Origin of the sequence: Sporomusa acidovorans, assembly GCF_900101845.1 — a bacterium.
Taxonomy (GTDB): domain Bacteria; phylum Bacillota; class Negativicutes; order Sporomusales; family Sporomusaceae; genus Sporomusa; species Sporomusa acidovorans.
In genome coordinates this window covers 1-18,098 of the sequence record NZ_FNAM01000028.1, presented here as the reverse complement: position 1 = coordinate 18,098, position 18,098 = coordinate 1, and the positions used below count along the sequence as shown (strand labels likewise).

Here is an 18,098-nt window from a genome sequence, read left to right as displayed (position 1 = left end):
TAAAGGGGAGGTTCGAACCCCCCGTACGAAAAATCGCCTAGACCACGTCTAGGCGAACATAACACACACATAAATATTTTTCTCAAACCCACAGTTCCTACGAAATTAAGCTATTTTCACAGCATTTTTAGATATCAAACCTTTAACTGTTTTGCGTTCTAATCGCAACCTCTTTTGCCGGAATAGCTAAAACTGATATGGTTGCAAATAATGCAAAACCTGCCAGCACATACATTCCGGCCGATGTTGATCCGGTCATATCTTTCAGAAACCCTACAGCATAAGGCCCGAAAAAGCCACCGAGATTGCCGACGGAATTAATAATACCGATACCTACTGCCGCCGTTCCCTCGCTTAAAAACGAGCTGGGCAGCGTCCAGTACGTGCCTACGAAACTATATATGCCCGCCGTGCTAATGCAAATAAACAACATTGACAGCCATAGATCTTTCGTCATCGTCAACGCGATCAAGCTGAAAAAACTGAAAAGGATAGGAATACCTACGTGATAGCGCCGTTCTTCCGTTTTATCCGAATGCCTGGCAACAAGCACCATAGCAATTACGCCAACGATATACGGCAAAGTCGAAATAGGACCAATTTGGAAATTGGTAAGGGTCTGCGATAAAGCGCGGAGAATTTGCGGCATCCACATTCCTAGACCGTATAATGCCATAATATAGCAAAGATAAGGTACGCACATGTACCAGACGCGCGGCTGAGAAAACACAGCCCATTTTGAAACTTGCAGCTTCTTGCTTTTTGCTTGATGCTCCTGTTGCAGTTCTGCTATCAGCCAATCTTTTTCTTCCTGAGTTAAAAATTTAGCTTGCTCAGGTCTGTCAGTTAATACGAAGAAAGTAGTTATTCCCAAAACCACTGCGGGTATACCCTCAATAATAAACATCCAGCGCCAGCCTGACATGCCATACCAGGCAATATTATCCATGATCCAGGTGGAAAGTGGTCCGGTCAGGATGTTAGAAATCGCCATGCCGCACATAAATAGCGATATTGTCCGTCCCAAATGTTTAGCCGGAAACCATAATGTCAAATACAAAATCATACAAGGATAAAAACCTGCTTCCGCCACACCGAGTAAAAATCGCCAAATCGCTAAATGAGTTGCTGTATCGGAAAAAGCAGTACCGATCGTTACGATGCCCCAGGTGATCAGTATCCGGGTAATCCAGACACGGGCACCCACTTTATGCATGAGCACATTACTGGGTACTTCGCAAAAGAAATAAGATATAAAGAAAATCCCGGCAATAATCCCAAAAGCACTCTGGTTCTTGGGGAACTTCCGTAAATGCCCATTCTTCAATATCAGAGTTAACTCTTCTGAAGTCCAAGACGTTTCCACATCCTCACCTCTGTTCAAAATCTATATCGATACTTTCCCGCATTCTTTCACCCAATAACCGGAAAAATTTTCTTCTATTTATTCGCTAGCCGGCGGCAGAATTACGTCATCGGTCAGAAATACCATACCTTGAGGCTTGCTACCCGCTTTTTGCCATAAAAGCCACTATCTTTTTTAACGTATAACTATATTAAAATAGTTAAATATCAAGCTAAAAACTCCTTCATAATAATTTTCACATTAACACAAATTTTTTAACTTTCATTTTATAATGAGTATTTCCAGAGGAGCGGGTCGTATCCCATTAAATGTAAAAACATTGATGGTTCGAGCCCCCTTATAAAAAATCGCCTAGACCACGTCTAGGCGAACGTAAACACATTTATAATTTTTTCAACTCTCTTTGAAATCGGCTATTTCCTCTCTGTCACCGCTACTGACTCAACATGTGTTTTGGTCGAAAAAACAATACTAATATACGAAATTGGAGTTTCGTGTATACTAAATTTTTTAAATCCAATTAGAATTTGTATAAAAGCCCTGCGACCCCTTCAACGTTATGTCCAGAAACTCCTTTAACAGCATTAGTTTCTATCATAACTGTTGATTGTACAGCTGATGTTATGTCATGCATCCAATTAAATATATTGGCGTTCCATTCCGATTCATTATGCAAGCTAGCCCCAAACGCAATTTGATAACCACCCTGTTGGATATTAGTAAACTGATCAATAGCGTTCTTTTGGGTATTGACATGCATCAGGACGAAGGTATCTTTATCCTTATGGTAGACTCCTGTCAATTGCCAAGCTTTATTTAGGCTAGAAGCACTTGACTTAACGGTTTCAGCAATCAATGTAAATGGACCGCCGCCAAAATTGATAGTGGCATTGAGTGCAGTACAATCATTTGCCGATAGGTAGTTATCAAGATATTTTTCATGAGCGAACGCAATACCTAAGGTAATATTTTTCTCTATCTTAAAGGAAGCGTCCGCACCGAACCAATTAGCCCCTTCATAGGCATTGGAGGTTAGAATATTAGTATTGGCATTAGGATTAGTATGACCACCAATAGCATGGACGGTGACATTATCAAATGTAGTACTAGCCACCAGTCCTTCGAAATATGGATTAAAACCAAAGTCAGAACCAGTATTAATAATTGATCCTTGCCCAAGCTTTACAGCCTGCCGGCCAAGAGATAGATCCCAGGCACCAGCTTTCACTTTAAGTCCAAAGTGGTCAATATTGGCTGTTGAGTTACCATCATCACCATTACTAAATTTATTGTTAGTATGTGCTTTAGCTCCAAAAAAGCTGAGTTCACCGAATCGGGCAAAGGCTGAAATATTGTTTTCGACATTCATATTAATGTTAAGTAAAAACCGATTGTCACCATATGTGGCTTTATCGGCAAATCCATTTTTAGGGGTGGCACTATCATGAACAGACCGAATCCGAAGTCGTTCACTCCCGCTGATTTGTATTTTATCACCTTTATTTTTTTCAGCTTCTTTCATTGGCATACGAACGCCAAGTGTCTTAAGTTCTTGTGCGTATTCCATGGACAATTTGTCAAGCAGTGCTTTGTTTGCTGCATCTGCTTTATCTGCATGCTCTAAAGCCTTACCAACAAGAATAGCCATTTCGTAACGAGTTATCGTCTTATTACCGCGATCAGTATAATTGTCAATAAGACCGGCTTTAGCCAATTGGCTAACTGAACTATATGCCCAGTTATTAGCAGGAACTTCAGCAAAAGGGCCAGCAAAAGCAGTAGGTGCAACACCGAGCATAAAAGTTGTCATTAACGCTGCAGTAATCATAGACTTTTTCATATATTTATCCCCTAACTTTTTTTGAATTTCTGAATAGATTATTATCTTTTAACCTCGACGTCAATTCATCATTTCCGCGGTCGTGAAGTTTTTTATCACATTAGGATCAACAGACTCTCGTAATAGGTTTAATAAATTACCGAATACACTGTACTTCTTTTTTCAATTCTTAACCACACACCCTAATAAGCGTGCCATACGCTGTTCTAAGGGCTCAAACAACTTATCGACTTCTTCTTGTCTTTTCTCGATGAGTACTTGCGGCGTCTGGCTAAGCATTGCGTCAAGAGCGACAGTTGGTGTAATGTTAATACTATCGCAGCAGCAAATATCCTGACATAAACCGCACTGTGTACACCGCGATGTATCTACGGAAATGCTCCAAAGGCTATCCTGTTTCCAGATAACTAAGGCCGCAGTCGGACAGGCATCGGCACAGGCTCCGCAGCCGTTACAGCTGCCAGCAATGCTGATAGCACCCCAAAGACTGTTAGGGAATTCCGTAGGCCCCGCCATGTTCTGAAGTTGTTTTAGAGAGTCAACCAACAAGCGCCACTTATCCGGTACATATTTCGTCTCCGCCATAGGATTCTGTGGTATTTTACTACTTTCCGTCCTCCTGTCGGCAGTACCGGCGATAACCTCCGGAAGCACCTGGGTAATAAGGCTTGCGCTTTTTCTCTTAAAAACGGTGAGAAAAGCGCGGCGTGACATCCCCGTTGCCTCGCCTTCAGAGACTGGCAGCGGCTTAATTTTCTCCGGTATCTTTTCGGTAAGTGCAATTACGCTGGCATACTTCCAGCATGCCAGTAACCGGTTTGCCGTGTCAGCCATCGTCTGAACCAAGCCGCAAAGCTTGTTCTGCATGCAGTCTGCACAGGCGACGTTGAGTAGGGATACATGAGTTGCTCCTTGAAGAACCGCATCAACAAGAATCGATTCGTCACACCGTGCGATACACTGCACGGCAATGGCGCGCCGACGCTCAGCGGGATGTGCTTTAAAATAGGCCTCACAAGCGAAAGCAACTGCTCCCGAGTTTTGCACATGGAGTGCGACAAGAGAACGAAGTTCTTTGTTAGAAGGAAGTTTAACGTCAAGTGCACCGCTGGGGCACACCGCAGTGCAGGCACCGCAGCCGGTACATTTTTCAGCCAGCAGGACAACGCCTTCCGCGCAGGTAATAGCCCCATGGGGACATACCGCAGCACAGCGTCGGCAGGAACTATGTAGATGCCGCTTGCGCAGGCACCGCTTTTCTTGTAGGCCAATGCCCCGCTTGTCAAGCTTGGCGCAGGCTTCTGTAATCTGCTCAAGTTTAGACAACATCTATGCCATTCACCTCCAGGGAAACCGAATCGCCTGAACAGGACAGTTATCCGCACATTCTCTACACTTAGTGCAGTCGCTGATGTCACCTGTCCCCCTGCCGTTCTTAAGATCCACGTCAAAGCTGCAAACGCTGCGGCAGCGCTGACATTTGGTATTACGGCTTTCTTCCAGGCAGAAAGAGCGCTCCACGGTAGGCACAAGACTGCGGTTGAACCTGCTAAAAAGACTGAGCAAGGCTCCGACTGGACATAATTTGCTACACCATCTCTTTAAGAAAACAAGCTCAATAATAATTACTATGGGAAAAACAATCAGGTCAAGTGTCGGCTCATTGAAATGGAGAAGGCGGATTAGGGCAAACAAAGTCGCGAACACCAGTCCAATCGGACAGATGAGACAAAATACGGGAAAACCGCAGATGGCGGAAGACCCCAGGGTTATGCCGAGAATCACCAGCCCGGAGGCGGAATTTTTTTTTGCGCGGAAACCCTTTGGGGAGCAAGAAGCGTTTGCCGTTTCCCTGTCCTCAAAAAATGGCTGCGCCGAAGCATCGCTGACGGTTTTATCCGCAATAACCTGCCGGCCTTCATCAAGCTTGTTGACAAGTAATTTACGCACTAAGGGAACGGGACAGACCCAACCGCAGAAGACGCGCCCCAACAGGACAGTCAGCCCCGCAATTATCAAAAATGAAATGAACAAAGGCGGTATAAACTCCCGGCCGGCAAGCAGGGTTTCCAGGTAGCCCAGAGGACAAATCGCCGTGATATTCCCTGCGCCGAAGACGGAAAGAGATCCCGTACCGTCATTCCTGACCGCACCTATTACGATCGTAATCGCCACGACCGCCATTGCTGCCATTCTTAGCATTCTTGTTCTATTACTGTTCATATGTTTCCATCCCCTTTTCCGGAAATGGGGGTAACGACAATTCCGCGAATGCTGCCGCCAATGTATGATCTCATTACCAGCGCGGGACAGATTTGCTCGCAAATGCCGCAGCCGTTACATTGCCGGGAATCAACCACGGGGTGACTCTGTCCGTCAAGCGTGATTGCATGATAAGGGCACGCGTCCATACACACCATACAGCCGCCGGAATCCCAGGCGATGCAGATATCCTTCTGCACTGTTGCCAGACCAATCTTTACAGTCTTACTGTCAAAAGGTTGCAACGCGTGCGTAGGGCAGACCTCGACACATTGATTGCAAAAGCTGCAATATCCGAGATGGAACTTCATTACTGGCGTCCGCGCTTCCAGGATGCCGTCCGATAAATTCGCCAAACCGATCACAGACGTGGGACAAATACTTCTGCAGCGGTCACAGCGAAGACAGCGCGCGATAAAAGCGGCCTCGTCCTGTCCCCCCGGCGGGCGAAGGAGTGCCTTGCGCGGCAGAAACTTGGCAGCTTGCCCCAGCCCAAACAGCAGGGCAAACGCTCCGCCGGTCATCTTAAGAAAGTTGCGCCGTGAGGGCATTTATGCTCCTACCTCCACGACAGTTTCGGCGATGAGTTCTTCCAGAAGGGTGCACTCCAAGCGCAAGTAGCCATTCGTGATTTTCGCTACCGCTTGATAAAGCCCGGTCTCAGCATACTTTTCGACGTCGGAACAGAAGGCAGGAACCCAGTTCTGCAGGTGTTGGGCAAGAAAATCCAGCTGCTCCTTAAGACAGGCCGAGACAGCCGACCACTCCCGCGTAGCCAAAGCCTGTTGTGTCTCCTGGCACAGATGCACCATGAATTCAAGTTCAAGGGCGATATGATCTTCCGGAAAATCGAGCGCTCCTGACTTGATCAGTCCTTTTGTCCGATAGAGTGCCACCACTTGATCACGGGCATCTTGCATTATCAGCCTTTTCGGGCTTGTGTAAACCGACTCATAGGGATACGCTGCTTCGTTACCGGCTATCCCCGCACCCAGAAATACTCGCGCGTAATCTACGGCCAAGTCAGTCAACGGATCGTTTTCTAAACCGCAAAGATACTCCTTCAGCATCCGGTATCCATCGGTTAGTTCGTCTTCGCCGCACTCTTCAGGAAATTGCATGCCTTTTATCTGTTCCAGTAATATTTGATCGACTTCGACTTTATAGAGTCGACCCAAAAACAGGTAAAGATTCTTCCGGTTTTCCATAATCGCCGAATACTCTGTTGTTTTTTCCACTTTTCTCCTCCATCTTTTTTGTTATGAAAGCCGGAGAAGAATACTGCATTTCTTCTCCTAACTTTCATAACGCAAAAAACTATTTAAAATAACTGTTTAATACTACTTCCGAGGGAGAACATCAATATGCGAAATACAATACCCGCTACCAGGACGGAGGCCAGACCGAGTGTAATAGAGGTATGCGGTGAAATTCCCTGAGCATTTTTCGTATAAAATTTTATCATCAGTACTGCAGGAACCACTAAACCAAGCAGCACCAATCCACCCCAGAAGAACAGCGCCAAATTTCCGACTAAAATCCGTGACACCGATCGGGTTACATCCGGATAAGGTGCTATGGCTATGTGTACCAAGTACGCAACAAGTACCACCGCTTGTATGGCAATTGTGATCAATGCTGCACGTTTTATCATGCTGGTTGTCGCTGCCGTTTCGGCTATCGTTGCTGTGTCATAGTTTGCTGTATGTGCAAGCAACACGCCGATACTGAAGCATCCCATAACCGCCGCCGAAGCCACATAAAGCAGCGGCAGAATCCAGGTATTCCAGGCAGGTATGGCAGCCATCACATACGCATCACCATTCACAAAGGCCAACGCGACCGCAAGTACCACGCCGATGGTACCGATCAGTTTGCACGTCGCGTCAGAAGCATTTCGCCGCACGGCCAGCAAGTAAATGATAATGGTTAAACCCAACAAGAAAATCATTGTCGACTCCATAAAAATTCCAGAGGTTGGATGGCCCAGCGCACCAAACATCCGCTCCGGATGGCCTAAGTGCATAGTGCTTGACAAACCGCCTATGCCTAATGCCACAATGGCAATGAGCGAACTTATTGTTCTAATTTGTTTTGCCTTGCCATACCATTCGGTCAGGATAACCGAACCGACGAATGTGCCGCAACCTAGTCCAACAAATAGTGTAAAGAAAACTAAAGGCCATTGAATACTCATGTGATCACTCCTTCCAGGTAGCCGTCTTGCTGTGCAGGATATATCGTGCCGAAGGATGATTTCCCACATCAGGCAATCCATGTACATTGTCACTGCCAGCTTTTTGAATTACTTTCGCCACATCACTATTCGGATCGTCGATGTCCCCAACAAATCGTGCCTTAGTCGGACAGTTCTTAACACAAGCTGGTTGCTCGCCAATGGCCTGCAATTGGGTACAGAGCGTGCATTTTTCCACTACTTTCGTCTCTTCATTGAACGTACGTACCCCATAAGGGCAGGCCATCATGCAGTACCGGCAGCCAATACATTTTTCCTTATCGATGAGGATTACTCCATCCGCATTTTTATAGGACGCTCCTGTCGGGCAGACCTTGACGCACGGTGCGTCCTTGCATTCCTGGCACATCGCCGACAAAAAATACATTTCTACTTGGGGATACGTGCCTGTCGGCCCTACTGTCAACACTTTATTCCACGTGCACCCAAGAACCACACCATTCTCCTGCTTGCACGCTACCTCGCAGGATTTACAGCCGATGCAGCGATCTAGGTCCACTACCATTGTTCTTTGTGACATAATTACACCTCCTTATCCACCAAAGGAGTGGGATCGGACGGCTCGGGCAGCCATTTCTTGAACTCCTCCGGTTTAAGCCAAATACCTTTCGGTGGCCCATCTGCTTTCGATATCTTGACGAGATAGCCCCGCAGTGTATAAGTGCCTATAACATCATTGAAGGGAGCGTCATTTTTAGAAAGTATGTTAACATTCATTTCTTGCCAGCCATGTGTATCGGTATCTAATGTTTCAGGAGTCCAGAAACGCTCCATATAGACAACGCCAGGTCTGATACCTTCCGTTATATTGGCTTTTGCCCGAATTTTGCCTCTCTGCGATTCAACAAATACCCATTCTCCGTGGGATACGCCATATTTAACTGAATCCTTAGGGTTAATCCAAATTTCGGGCACAGGATAAATTTCCCTCAGCCAAGGAACGTTTCGTAATGTTCCATGGTGGAAAAACGGAATTCGGCCGTTGGTCATGACTAGTGGGAACTCTTTAGCAAGTTGACTGCCTTCAAGCGGACTTTCATGTGGTTCAGCGAAATAAGGCAACGGGTCATAGTCCTTTGAAGCAGGAGGTAAAGGATAGGTGGTGAACGGCTTTCCTGTCCTTCCAAGCTCGATTATGCTTTCCAAATAAATTTCGAGCTTTTTGGAGGGCGTACCGAATCCCACAGGCATCCCGGTCTTCAGATCTGTTTGCTTATAGAGGTAGTAATTTTTCCATTTTTTCTTGGGCATGAATTCAAAGGGAATCTTTTGGGTGTACTCTTCCCATTTCATATTGACTGCCGACGTGCATTTATTGAGAAGGTCTTCCCATTTGTCCCAGTATGGAAGGTCTTTACCCATAAATTCAGGATCAAATGCCTTCTTGCAATTCTCATGCCCCATATCTGCGCAGCGTTTGGCCAGCTTGGACCAGAACAATCCTTCATCCATGGTCTCCCATAGATGGGTTACAGCCTGGCGGGCAAAGAGCATATTGCAAGACTCGACTGGCATTTCTGTCTCCAGCCATTCCTGTGCAGGCAGCAGAATATCGGCGTAAGCCGAGAACGAGGTAGGATACATATACATATGGACGATGAAATCCAGTTGTTCGATTGCCGGAATCCAGGAAGAACTGTTTCCAAGTGTAACGAACTTGTTGCCGGAACGTTCGAGCCATACCCGCGGTTTGTAAGGTTTGCCTGTAAGAATAGCCTGTAGGACTGCTGATGGCTGAGCGGCCCACCACTGGAGAAGCCCCTTGTGTTCGATAGTACCCAGACGTTTTTTGAGCTGTCCTTCTGAAAGCAGTTTGATGCCGGGTTGAACAATGTAGCCGAAAAGAGGTGCAACACCGCTCATCGGGAAGCGTTGCATCAGCGTACCAGGTTTTTCTACGTTTCCCATCAGCGAATTAAGAATAACCACCCCCATAGCTGCCTGCATTGAATTTGGGTTTTGGTCTGTGGCAACTCCTAAACTGATACCGCCTGGCGCATTTTGTGTGTAAACTCTGATGGCCTCTTCGATCTTATTTACATCCAGCCAGCAAATTTCGGCCGCTTTTTCAAGGGTATACGCTTCCGCCCGTTCCTTGAGCAGTTGAAAGCCGGTCTTGCACTCCACGCCATTTACTGTGAAGGAGCCTTCAAGTGCGGGTGCAAGGCGGTCATTCCATGGATAGGACACGGGCTGAGCCGAATTGGTCTTGGTATCCCACACCATAAAAGTATCCGGTGTTCCGTCATGATGTTCGCCGACGCGCAGCATCATATGTGTATTAACGTCTACAAGATAAGGAAGATTTGTCCACTTCATAACAAATTCTTGATCATAAATTTTCTTATCCAGTATGTAGCGAGTCCACGCCAACATAAGCGCCACGTCGGTTCCGGGCCTAATGGGCAGCCAAACATCTGCTTTAGCGGCATCCGGCGTTAGACGCGGATCGATAACGACCGTCTTTACTCCTTTTGCACGTAGTTCCGCCACAGCGGCTCCACCGCCTGCCGGACAGGAATAGGAAGGATCAGTTCCCCATAGAATCAGCGTCTTGATTGGTGTTTCATCATCATAAATCTCCAGACAGTTTGAGTCGGCAATGCTGGTATCAGCACCACCATACATCATGCCAAAGGCCAAAGTCCGCGGCAAATAGCACTGTGCACAGCCAGGCTCGAACCAGTTAGGTGTATCAAAGGCATTGCAAAAACGGGGAACGCTCCAAAATTGGGGATTTCCACCGCCGCCGGTAGAAGCAAAAACCGCTTCCGCCCCATATTTTTCCCGAGTCTCCATGAGTTTTTTGGCAATCGTATCAAGGGCTTCATCCCATGAAATACGTTTCCATTTGTTTTCACCGCGCTTACCAACCCGTATCATCGGATACTTATTGCGATTAGGATGATAAAGGGCCTGAATGCCAGCAAGCCCTTTGGCACACAGCGCCCCTTTGCTCATAGGATACTCAGGATTGCCTTCAAGCTTGACCACACGTCCATTCTTAACATGTGCAAGAACACCACAATTGGCAACACATGCCCTACAGTTCGTTTTGACAATCTTTGTCTCAGATGCTGTTGCGCCTTGCGCAGCTTCACCTTGCGTGAACCCCGTTTTAAACGAGCCGCTAAACGCCGCCGCAATCCCGGTTACGGCAGTCGCTTTAAGAAACTGTCGTCTGTTAAGTACAAGTTGTTTCATCTGTTCTCTCCTCTATCGCTGAATAATCAGGAATAAAAACTTTCATAGATAAATTGACTTACTCCCCCTTTCAGTAAATTCCTAAACATTGTTACAAGCGCAAGCGGAATTGCAATACAATGGATACAGTTGAGAACGCCCTTATAGACCGACTCTGACGACTTTCTCTCTGTAAGCTTGTATTGTTGCATGGGTTGCTTTTTTAGGCGGTCTATTGGCACGTCCCGTGTCGGACAATAATAAACGCAAGTTTCATGCCAACTCCTTTTTCACCCACAGCACCAGATATAACAGCCTTATAGGAGAAGGACAGTTTTGTTATTAGTTAAAAAAATTAACTTTTATTTTCAAATTTTAATTTTTAAAAAAACCATTCTTTTGAGACACGCGTTTAAAGGTTGCATAATCCGTTTTCGTAGAAATTGTAACAAACATGAAATTTGCGATTTCAGCTAAACCAATTTGGAAACCAAGATAATTCTTTAAACTACATAAAAAAATCACCTCCAGTCTTTTGTAAAACCGGAAGTGATCTGACCACCTACCATAGGATAAATACGACAGGAAGCAATGCTTACTTTAAAGTTTTATATTGTAAGTTTTTATTTTTCTATATAATGTCGGCTTAGATATTTCCAATAAATCAGCCGCTAAAGGAATATTATTATTCGTCCGCATTAGCGCCATCTGTATGGCCGTTTTTTCCCAGCTAGCCATCGAAATGAGAGAGGGTTCCCTTTCGGTTGCAATTTTTCCATTAAGTTCGCCCGATTTTTCCCTCAATACGGCATCAGGCAGACACTCCAATGTGATGATATTATCCTGGCTGACATTTATCGCATAAATCATAGCGTTTTCTAGTTGCCGGACGTTTCCCGGCCAACTATAGCGTAGTATTTTTTTCTTGGCAGCAGCTTGTACTCGGGGAACTTGGCGGCCAATCTTTCGGCAATATTTCTCAATAAAATAATTACTGAGGATTTCAACATCATTTTCTCGCTCCCGTAGAGGTGGCAACTTTATCGTTAAAACCGACAGGCGAAAAAAAAGATCTTCGCGAAATAATCCCTCTGCCATTACTCTCTCAAAATCTTTGTTGGTAGCAGCAATTATATTAAAATCGACTTTTTTATAACTCCGGCCACCAATACGCATAACCTGCTTATTTTCGATTACTCTTAATAAAACAGGTTGGATTTCCAAAGGCATATCACCAATTTCATCTAAAAAAAGCGTACCTCCGTTAGCCAATTCAATTTTCCCTGGCCTACCGCTGCGATCGGCACCAGTAAAACTACCGGCTTCATAGCCAAATAATTCACTCTCAATCAAGTCTCGCGGCAATGCAGAGCAATTAAGCGCTATAAACGGACCTTGCGGACAACACTTATTGTGAATGGCCTGAGCAAAAATTTCCTTACCTGTGCCACTTTCCCCCGACAACAAAATAGTCTCCTGCAAACCGGCAAAACGCAGCCCCAAATCAATTGCTTTTTTCATGGTCATACTCTCACCGATTATATCAGCAAAATTATACCTCGCCATGGCGCCAGACCTACTGTTTACCATAGCATTGATTTTTTTAACATGATTAAACCGGAGTATCGCCCCGGTCAATTGGCAAGTAACTTGGTTCAGTACCGGATGAATATCGATAATATAAGATTGCTCATCCCTGTTTGTGCGGATAATCTCCTCAACGCTAGTTTTTTCCCCTTTAACAAGGAAATCTATGAGGCAAGAATTTTCATCGAGAAATTCTCTAATATTTCTATTCGCTATTTGATTTGATTCCAAATTAAAAATTCGCAGGCCGTGCCGATTCATCCGGATAATCTGTCCTGTTTGATTAACATTCACAATGCCTTCATCAATGCAATCCAGGGTGGCTTCAAGTGTATCATACGCAAGCCTAAGATCACTATTGACAGAACGTACATAACGATTATTTTTCTCCAGCTCAATCTGAACTTGAATGGCTTCAGTCATTGCCATAATTAATCCCAAAGTGTGAATACATAAAGTTTGATAATTGCTGTCTAAAATTGGATTGACCAACTCCTGATTTAACACTAAAGTAGCAATTACTTCTCCATTCTCATCCAGTATGGGAGCCGCTGAGCCAATCATATTTTTTAAAGCAACGCAATACTGTTCCGGTCCAATAATTTGTACTGGACGTTTATACCGCATACTTAATACATGAGCACAAGTCCCAACTGTACTTTCGTTGCAGACTTTTCCGGGGTTACCTACAAGCCAATCATACTCTGTATTTTGATACAATAAACTACTTACCAGCAATAACACGCCATCTTTATCAAACAAATACAATAAGTAACCTGTAGAGTCCACCAGTTTTTTAAAAGAGTTAAACAGATTTTCGGTAATATCTATCAGAAGCTTATTTTTATCTAAAACAATCTTTAGTTCTTTACTATCTAAGTATTTACAACAAAGCGGATCAAGCGGATTTACCCCTAATTTACGCGATCGAACCCAGGATTCGGCCACAGCTTGATTCATATTAGGGAAATGACGCGGATCTTTTAATTGATTTCTTAAAAAACGTTCTTTGTTGTGTGTCATAGCTTCCCATCGTTCTTTATTTACAAATTGTAGTCCGCATAATGCAGTTGAATTATTTTCGTCCATCATGCTGCTATCACCCTTCCCTATACCGCCGAAGCATTCTAACATCTGATTTTACACTTTGTATAATTTGTTATTCACAAGACAAAGAATCTTGTAATAAGTAATTAGTCGAATCAAAGAATTTGAACTGCTAATTCTTTTCCAAATAGTATATACATGTTACAAAAATGAGTTTAACTTTTGATTGCCATTATTACTTAATAAGCAAAATAAGCCATAATTCGCTAATTTCTCTATGATATGGATAAATCCTGCACACTATAATACTGTGTACTGATAATACTCGCAAATATTTCTTAAATCATGATCTGGTAAACTTTTCGTTAAATCCCGTAAAATCAAGTGCGAAGATAGTATCTGCTTAAATAGTTAGTATTGGATTTAATGCCATCTTAATAAGATTTATGCGACATTGGCACTTGAGAAATTGTATTCTAAAAACTAACTCCTAGAAAAATTTTTCTAGGATTGTTCCAGACGCTCTCGCTCTCCCCTACGTTGGCGCTCACCATCCCATCCTCCATTCAGTACCTTCACCTTTGAAGTGAAGCCCATCTGGGACATACCTAGCAGAAGCCAAGGGCTGACAATAGCCGTGTCTAAAATTTAAAACATTTGCACAATTACAAATTTATCCAAACTATTGTATAATATAAGGTAAGGGTCTGCAATTTTGGTTGAAAGGAAGAATGCCATCATGAAACCCTTAGAACAAGTATTGAGTCCAGCTATTATCAACCGTAATAGTTTTGCGGATACTGTATATGAACAAAAGGAACACTTCATACATAAAATCAACAAGCTGAAAATTGATATTATCAAGAACCACCAGCCTTCATACCCGCTTGACTTCATTCGCCCGGAAATAACTGAATCTTGGATTCGCTCAAAAAATTATGGTGTAGATTCCTTTAAATTTAATACTCCATTTTTAGATACACATACTATTAAACAGATACTTAATAAAAATCAGTATTTAACAAAGGCAGCCGCCCCCTACATACACAAATTAGCTAATATTTTTAAGAGTACCGATTGCTATGTAATGCTGACCGATGCTCAAGGTACCATTCTTCAAGTTGTTTGCCGCGATAAAAAAACAATCCAATCTTACCAGCTCGAGGTAGGAGCGATTTGGAATGAAGAGACAATCGGCACCTGTTCACATGGATTAAGTCTATTACTGAAAACTCCGATGCAGGCCTGGGGCCCTGAACACTACAGTCAGATTTTATTTCAATCTACGGGGTCGTCATCACCTATTTTTGACGTATTCGGTAATCTAGCTGGAACACTGACTATAGTAAGTGACGAAGATTTTCATCAATCCGCTCATACATTTGCACTAGTAGTATCAATCGCCTGGATTATTCAAAATGAATTTCAGTTATTATCGAAAAGTGCGGTCCTGAGTGCCACACTTGAAACATCGGAAGATGCCCTCATTACGATCAATAATAACGGTATTATTAGTCAAGCTAATTTAAAAGCCTATCAATTGCTGGATTACAAAAATAATAACCTAATTGGAATGCCTATAGAAAATGTTTTTGGAAACCAACCAGTCATAAACTCGATACTGGAAATGGGAAAACCAATATATGACACTGAAATTCAAATTGGACATACTGATTTGAGGATAAACTTGCATTCAGTTCATCCCGTAAAAGATCATATAGGTAACAAATATGGCTATGTATTAAGACTAAAAAAGATTGTAAATAAGACTTTTGATAAGAGTAGCGACTCTGGACTACGTTTTTCATTTGACAAAATAATAGCTTCTTCTTTAGAAATGGAAAAAACGGTTACATTAGCAAAACATTTCGCTACTTCTGATGTTAATATTCTTATTCAAGGGGAAAGTGGTACAGGAAAAGAAGTATTTGCCCAAGCAATTCACAATAGCAGCCGGCCGAATGGGCCATTTATGGCTATTAACTGTGCTGCAATTCCGCATAACTTAATTGAAAGTGAGCTGTTTGGCTACGAAGGTGGAACCTTTACCGGTGCTGAGCGAAATGGAAAGCGAGGCAAAATTGAACTTGCAAACGGAGGTACACTATTTTTAGATGAAATAGGAGATATGCCCCTGGATGTACAACCTGTACTTTTACGAATACTTGAAGAAAAAAGAGTAATGCGTCTAGGAAGCAACAAGTATACACCCGTTGATTTCAGATTAATAGCCGCTACCAATAAAAACCTGCGGGAATTAGTAAGTAAAAACAAATTTCGCTTGGATTTATATTACAGAATATCAATATTTAAAATTACTATTCCACCATTACGGGAACGTGGCGATGATATTATAAATTTAGCTCAGCATTTCATCAATTCTGCAGCCACAAAATATCAAGTTCCTGCGCCTTACTTAAGCGATACGGCTAAGTTTAAATTACTTAACTATACTTGGCCCGGAAATGTAAGACAATTAGAAAATACCATGCTTTATGCCGTGTATGTCTCAAAAAATGGGATTATCTGGCCAGAGAACCTGCCAGATGATATTTCAGCAACAGCCATGGAAATAACTGACGACAGCGTCACGAAAACCGTCGTTAAAGATAGAGTTATCCTTCCAATTCAAGAGATAGAAAAAGTTTCGATCCGCGACGCTCTTCTCCAAACCGGAAATAACATACGTGAAACTGCCAAACTGCTAGGTATTAGCAAGTCTACGCTCTATAGAAAGATTCGGGAATATCAGATTCTTGATATTTAGCAATATTCAATATTTTCAAACATTTAACAAAACACAACAACCGGTTTCACGCCTTCATGGCTAGGAAAACGAGTTGTTTTTCCATTAAAGCAAACACAAATAATTCCATAGCTGATCTTATTTATACAAGCCGGACATAAAAGCTTGCCGAACGGCAGTCGATATAAAGCCTGTAGGGCAAAGCAGAAAACATGCCTTACAGCGCCCGCAATTGTCTGCCTCATTTTTTGCCGGCACAAACCCCACTCTAAGGCTCTTCCCCCTGCCTAAAAAGGTAAGGCGGTTTTTGCCAATCTTCCGGCAAATCCTTATACAAAGGCCACATAGAATACAACCAGATGCTTTTTCTTTTGCCGTCTTTCTGCTGCCTTCGTAATCGTAATTCAATTCCCCGTCGCCGTCTCCATCCCGAATTAATTGTAAAAGCATTTTCTCCACTTCCGGATTTACAAACGGTCGATATTGAAGCAATAGTCGGGCACACCAAGAACGCAACTGGTCGATCCGTAGAGTTTTCGTTTTAACCTGCAACCCTTGTTCCGGCTTCATTAAACAGGCAAGCTGTGGCTTACATTCACCTTTTTTGCTGACTTCTACCACACATAGACCGCAATGACCGCCCCCTTCAAGCTCCCGGTGATAGCACAAAGCCGGAAGGTTCTTTCCTTGCTCCCGTAGTGCTTGCAGTAAAGAAGTTGTGGTTTTTACCTTCGCTATCTGCCCGTCAATTGCGATTTCTACGAATCTTTCCATTGATATTCCTCCGAAGTGATCCTGATATAGTGGAAGGGACAGACTTCATAGCAAGCCCAGCACTTCGTACAAAGTTTACGATCCACCAGGATACGTTCTTTACCTGCTCGCATTTTCACTGCCCCCGTCGGACAAACCGTGTAACAAGCCCGGCACATTCTGCAGGGCAGGATAATCTCAAAATCGATAAGGGGCTTGCAGCTAACAGCAGGACACCGCCCTTTGACGTGGGCCGCGTATTCTTTTAAGAAATGATGTAACGTGCTTATCACCGGATTGACCGCCGTCCGTCCAAGTCCGCACAGTGACAATTCTTGGATGACCTGGCTCAGTTCTTTAATTTCTTTTAATATATTATCTTGCGCCTTGCCAAGCGTAAGCGACAGCAGCTTATTCTCCAATTCTGCCAGGCCGTCACGGCAGACAGTGCATTTACCGCAGGATTCTTTAGCCATAAAACCAACTAAGTGCCGGGCCAGATCTACCAAACAACGGTTATGCCCTAACACAACCAGTCCCCCTGATCCCATAATTGCCCCTGCTGAAGCCGCCGTTTCATAATCTAACGCAAAATCACTGTACGGCAGGATTCCGCCGGACGGACCGCCAATTTGCAGTGCTTTTATGGCCGTTTCCCCGGTACCGCCGATTTGCTCGGCTAACACCTTGGTATGGATGCCCAAAGGCACTTCAATGAACCAGGGGATGTTCATGAAAAATAAGTTATAAAAAAAGAGGAAAAAAGAGAGAAATAGAAAATATAAGGCAATGAGGTGAAGAAGATGGAAAATCTCATTGCGATATTAGAAAAAGTGTCAGATCCACGACAGGCATGGAAGATTAAACATAAGCTATCGGACATATTACTCATCTGTTTATTTGCAGTAACCTGTAATGCTAACAGTGCGCTAGAAATCTATGATTTCGCGGTTAGCCGAAAGCAATGGCTTAATACGATCCTTTCTTTGGAAAACGGTATACCAAGCCGTTTAACCTTTGCCAGAGTGCTGCAACTGATTTCACCCAAAGCATTCGC

The 18,098-nt window shown here is 43.7% G+C and carries 14 protein-coding genes; 2 read left to right on the top strand and 12 right to left on the bottom strand.

All coding sequences use genetic code 11. The annotated features are described in order from the left end of the window. Positions 1-142: 142 nt before the first annotated feature. From BLR65_RS17855 to BLR65_RS17810, 10 genes are all read right to left on the bottom strand, one after another. On the bottom strand, positions 143-1,384 hold the full coding sequence (locus BLR65_RS17855) for an MFS transporter (protein ID WP_245692879.1): 1,242 nt from the start codon (positions 1,382-1,384) through the stop codon (positions 143-145). Between the two features lie 502 nt (positions 1,385-1,886). After that, positions 1,887-3,206 (bottom strand): porin, encoded by a 1,320-nt coding sequence (locus tag BLR65_RS17850; protein ID WP_093795543.1) that lies wholly within the window; start codon positions 3,204-3,206, stop codon positions 1,887-1,889. Positions 3,207-3,368: 162 nt separating this feature from the next. Beyond that, positions 3,369-4,535, bottom strand: coding sequence for a 4Fe-4S binding protein (locus BLR65_RS17845; protein WP_093795542.1), 1,167 nt, complete (start codon positions 4,533-4,535; stop codon positions 3,369-3,371). Positions 4,536-4,544: 9 nt separating this feature from the next. Then, on the bottom strand, positions 4,545-5,429 hold the full coding sequence (locus BLR65_RS17840) for a 4Fe-4S binding protein (protein WP_093795541.1): 885 nt from the start codon (positions 5,427-5,429) through the stop codon (positions 4,545-4,547). Further along, positions 5,426-6,019 (bottom strand): 4Fe-4S dicluster domain-containing protein, encoded by a 594-nt coding sequence (locus BLR65_RS17835; RefSeq protein ID WP_093795540.1) that lies wholly within the window; start codon positions 6,017-6,019, stop codon positions 5,426-5,428. Before BLR65_RS17835 ends, BLR65_RS17840 begins: the two co-directional genes overlap by 4 nt. Then, a complete protein-coding gene (locus BLR65_RS17830; RefSeq protein WP_211285071.1) occupies positions 6,020-6,646 on the bottom strand; it encodes a TorD/DmsD family molecular chaperone in 627 nt (208 codons plus the stop codon). Positions 6,647-6,789: 143 nt separating this feature from the next. Further along, positions 6,790-7,665, bottom strand: a complete 876-nt coding sequence (locus tag BLR65_RS17825; protein ID WP_169716739.1) for a dimethyl sulfoxide reductase anchor subunit family protein — start codon at positions 7,663-7,665, stop codon at positions 6,790-6,792. A 4-nt stretch (positions 7,666-7,669) separates the two neighbouring features. Further along, on the bottom strand, positions 7,670-8,245 hold the full coding sequence (locus tag BLR65_RS17820; protein ID WP_093795538.1) for a 4Fe-4S dicluster domain-containing protein: 576 nt from the start codon (positions 8,243-8,245) through the stop codon (positions 7,670-7,672). Positions 8,246-8,247: 2 nt separating this feature from the next. After that, positions 8,248-10,929 carry a molybdopterin-containing oxidoreductase family protein gene (locus tag BLR65_RS17815; RefSeq protein WP_093795537.1) on the bottom strand — a complete coding sequence of 894 codons (2,682 nt, stop codon included), beginning with the start codon at positions 10,927-10,929 and terminating at the stop codon, positions 8,248-8,250. Positions 10,930-11,508: 579 nt separating this feature from the next. After that, complete coding sequence (locus BLR65_RS17810) at positions 11,509-13,587, bottom strand: sigma-54 interaction domain-containing protein (RefSeq protein WP_169716738.1); 2,079 nt, start codon at positions 13,585-13,587, stop codon at positions 11,509-11,511. Positions 13,588-14,281: 694 nt separating this feature from the next. Between BLR65_RS17810 and BLR65_RS17805 the strand changes: the two genes are divergently transcribed. Then, positions 14,282-16,309, top strand: coding sequence for a sigma-54-dependent Fis family transcriptional regulator (locus tag BLR65_RS17805; protein WP_211285070.1), 2,028 nt, complete (start codon positions 14,282-14,284; stop codon positions 16,307-16,309). Positions 16,310-16,426: 117 nt separating this feature from the next. Here the strand turns inward: BLR65_RS17805 and BLR65_RS17800 are convergent, their stop codons facing one another. Together BLR65_RS17800 and BLR65_RS17795 are read right to left on the bottom strand one after the other, a co-directional pair. Further along, positions 16,427-17,062, bottom strand: coding sequence for a 2Fe-2S iron-sulfur cluster-binding protein (locus tag BLR65_RS17800; RefSeq protein WP_093795535.1), 636 nt, complete (start codon positions 17,060-17,062; stop codon positions 16,427-16,429). Beyond that, positions 17,047-17,775 (bottom strand): NADH-ubiquinone oxidoreductase-F iron-sulfur binding region domain-containing protein, encoded by a 729-nt coding sequence (locus BLR65_RS17795; protein WP_093795534.1) that lies wholly within the window; start codon positions 17,773-17,775, stop codon positions 17,047-17,049. The genes BLR65_RS17800 and BLR65_RS17795 overlap by 16 nt, the downstream gene beginning before the upstream one ends. Positions 17,776-17,844: 69 nt before the next feature. On the opposite strand from BLR65_RS17795, the gene BLR65_RS17790 reads away from it, so the two are divergent. Then, positions 17,845-18,098: transposase family protein (locus BLR65_RS17790; RefSeq protein WP_143122607.1), on the top strand; the 254-nt coding region annotated here is incomplete at its 3' end.

Bases quoted from the DNA above. Each gene is read 5' to 3' on its own strand.
- BLR65_RS17815 (WP_093795537.1), bottom strand. From the start codon at position 10,929: ATGAAACAACTTGTACTTAACAGACGACAGTTTCTTAAAGCGACTGCC.
- BLR65_RS17850 (WP_093795543.1), bottom strand. From the start codon at position 3,206: ATGAAAAAGTCTATGATTACTGCAGCGTTAATGACAACTTTTATGCTC.
- BLR65_RS17795 (WP_093795534.1), bottom strand. From the start codon at position 17,775: ATGAACATCCCCTGGTTCATTGAAGTGCCTTTGGGCATCCATACCAAG.
- BLR65_RS17820 (WP_093795538.1), bottom strand. From the start codon at position 8,245: ATGTCACAAAGAACAATGGTAGTGGACCTAGATCGCTGCATCGGCTGT.
- BLR65_RS17840 (WP_093795541.1), bottom strand. From the start codon at position 5,429: ATGAACAGTAATAGAACAAGAATGCTAAGAATGGCAGCAATGGCGGTC.
- BLR65_RS17835 (WP_093795540.1), bottom strand. From the start codon at position 6,019: ATGCCCTCACGGCGCAACTTTCTTAAGATGACCGGCGGAGCGTTTGCC.
- BLR65_RS17825 (WP_169716739.1), bottom strand. From the start codon at position 7,665: ATGAGTATTCAATGGCCTTTAGTTTTCTTTACACTATTTGTTGGACTA.
- BLR65_RS17845 (WP_093795542.1), bottom strand. From the start codon at position 4,535: ATGTTGTCTAAACTTGAGCAGATTACAGAAGCCTGCGCCAAGCTTGAC.
- BLR65_RS17805 (WP_211285070.1), top strand. From the start codon at position 14,282: ATGAAACCCTTAGAACAAGTATTGAGTCCAGCTATTATCAACCGTAAT.
- BLR65_RS17800 (WP_093795535.1), bottom strand. From the start codon at position 17,062: ATGGAAAGATTCGTAGAAATCGCAATTGACGGGCAGATAGCGAAGGTA.
- BLR65_RS17810 (WP_169716738.1), bottom strand. From the start codon at position 13,587: ATGATGGACGAAAATAATTCAACTGCATTATGCGGACTACAATTTGTA.